This window comes from Nonomuraea antimicrobica, assembly GCF_039536965.1.
GTDB classification, from domain to species: Bacteria; Actinomycetota; Actinomycetes; order Streptosporangiales; family Streptosporangiaceae; genus Nonomuraea; species Nonomuraea antimicrobica.
Genome location: NZ_BAAAZP010000139.1, coordinates 1 through 2,414, shown reverse-complemented (window position 1 = coordinate 2,414; position 2,414 = coordinate 1). Strand labels below are relative to the sequence as shown.

Below are 2,414 nucleotides of genomic sequence, written 5' to 3'. Positions count from 1 at the left end.
CGGCCGTCGCCGGGCCGGCCGCAGCCGTCGCGACGAGGGCTGCGGCCAGCAGCAGCGGCGCGCGCCTGACCCCCACGGTCACAGCCCCCCGGCGATCCGCGCGAACTCGTCCAGCGCCCCCCGGAACGCCTCGGGCCCGACCGCCAGCGGCCCGGCGAAGACGTGGGAGATGTCCCACGTCAGGTAGGTGCCGAACCCGATCAGCCCGGCCGTGGCCACCAGCGGCAGGATCGCCAGCCCGCGCGGCCTGGCCCCGGCCAGGAACGGGAAGACGATGACGAGCACGCCCGTGAGCACCGTCAGGTGCAGCAGCCCGTCGGGCGGGGTGGCCGCGGCGTCGGCGGTGCGCTGGGCGCGGGCCGTGGAGATGCCGCTGAGGTGTTCGAGCACGGCGGACTTGGCGTCCTCCTCGTCGTCGTCGCGCGGCTGGAGCTCGGTGACCCGGCCGCGCAGGTCGTCCATGCGCTCGGCGCCGACCGGGTGCATCCTGCCCGAGGCCATGAGCGGCCACTCGTCCTTGACCACGAACGCCATGTAGTCGCGCAGCGACCTGCGCACCTCCTCGGGCGCGGCGCCGGGCAGCTCGGCGGCGGCCCAGTAGGCGTCCACGGCGGCCTGGCTCTCGGCGTGGGTGTTGAGCCGGGCGGCGTCGGTGGTGGTCCAGGGCACGATGATCGCGATGGCGAAGACCAGCAGGAACATGGCCGACAACATCGCGCCGGCGTGGGCGGCGGACGGGCCGCTCGGGTCGCGGTCCTCGCCGGCTCTCGTCACCCTCCTGAACACCAGCGCGGTGAGCGCCACCGCGCCCACTGCCGCCAAGATCGAGAGTGTGTACGCCACCATGAAGATCTCCCGGATCTCTGTCGGATACGCAGTGTCACATTACTATCACACCGCGCAATGATGGTGTCAGGCTCGGAAATGTAAAGTCCCGGGCAAGCCCCACGCCCCGGCGAACCCGGCCGAACGACCCCGCAAGCCCGTGCCCGCCGGGCGGGGCGCGCCGGGAGCGGACGCCGGACGGACACGGTCCGGCAGGCCCCGGGCGAGGCACGACGCGCCGACCCGGGGGTCGTCTCCCGGGTGCTGCGCCGGCTCGACGCCCGCAGCCTGCGCTGACGTCCGTGCGGGCGACCCGCCTGGCGGGCGGTTTCCTGCCCCGTCCGGGAAGACCGCAACGGCGACGGTGTGTGATCGTTGACGGCAAAGGGTAGTCAAAGAGCATGCTGCGCATCGGCACGTGGAGGTCTGCCGAGTCGGTCGACGTCGTCGTCTGCGGCTGGCGCGACAGCGACTCCGGGCCCTTCGAGACGGGCGTCAAGCTCATCTACGGCGCGGGCCGCCCGATGCCGGAGTTTCCCGGACTGCGGGTGGGCGCCCCGGTCGCCCGCTGCGCCGAGGAGATCGCGGCGCTGTTGTCGCAGGGGCTCGACGTGGTCCTCACCGCGCCCGGCTGCTGTCCCGCCGCGCCCGTGGTGGCGGCGGGCATCTGGCACTACCGGTGGACGCGCGGCGACACCGGGGCGCTGGCGGGCGCGACCGTGGCGGGGCTGGCGCTGGCGGCCCATCCCGGCCCGTGCTGGCTGGAGCTCTGGCGCGACGGGCGCGGTTCGCTCGACGGCGACGTGCCGGCGGCGGCCGTGCACGCCTGCCTGGCCGGCCACTTCCCCGACGGCCGCTACCGCACGCCCGAGGTGACCGTCCCCCTGGAGTCGGTACGCCTGAGCCAGGTCGCCCCCAGCCGCATCCGCATCGCCCTCCGGCCGGGCGCCGTCACCACCTGAACCCGCGCGCGAGCACCCGGCCCCGGCGTGAACCGTGGCGGCCGTCCCATGGCATACCGTCTGCAGGGAACCTCCTTGTGGAAGGACGGCGTGGAAGGACGGCACGGTGATCGAGGTCAGGGAGCTCCATGAGATCGCGGAGTTCGAGCGCGTGCACGCGCTCTTCGACGGCATCTGGCACTTCGGCTCCGCCGACCCGCCCATCACGCTGGAGCTGATGTGCGCGCTGTCGCACGCCGGCGGCTACGTGGCGGGCGCGTTCGAGGGCGGGAGCATGGTCGGCGCCTCGGTGGGGTTCCTGGCCGCGGGCGCCGCGCTGCACTCCCACGTCACGGGCACGGCGGCGGGCCGCGGCATCGGGTTCGAGCTCAAACGGCACCAGCGCCGCTGGGCCCTGGATCGCGGGCTGGAACGCATCACCTGGACCTACGACCCGCTGGTACGCCGCAACGCGCACTTCAACCTGGCCAAACTGGGCGCCCGGCCGGTGGAGTACCTGCCGTGCTTCTACGGCGTCATGGAGGACGCGATCAACCACGGCGACGAGTCCGACCGGCTGCTGGCGTCCTGGCCGCTGGCCGCGCCGCGCGTGGTGGCGGCGCTGGCGGGCCGAGGGCCGTCCGCCAC

General features: G+C 74.1%; 3 protein-coding genes. 2 read left to right on the top strand and 1 reads right to left on the bottom strand.

Translation table 11 applies throughout. The features are described from left to right. Nucleotides 1-78: 78 nt before the first annotated feature. Nucleotides 79-846, bottom strand: a complete 768-nt coding sequence (locus ABD844_RS34860; RefSeq protein ID WP_344887431.1) for a bestrophin-like domain — start codon at nucleotides 844-846, stop codon at nucleotides 79-81. Nucleotides 847-1,226: 380 nt separating this feature from the next. On the opposite strand from ABD844_RS34860, the gene ABD844_RS34855 reads away from it, so the two are divergent. After that, on the top strand, nucleotides 1,227-1,787 hold the full coding sequence (locus ABD844_RS34855) for an acyclic terpene utilization AtuA family protein (RefSeq protein ID WP_344887429.1): 561 nt from the start codon (nucleotides 1,227-1,229) through the stop codon (nucleotides 1,785-1,787). A gap of 106 nt (nucleotides 1,788-1,893) precedes the next feature. Further along, on the top strand, nucleotides 1,894-2,414 hold a 521-nt coding region (locus tag ABD844_RS34850), incomplete at its 3' end, for a GNAT family N-acetyltransferase (protein WP_344887427.1).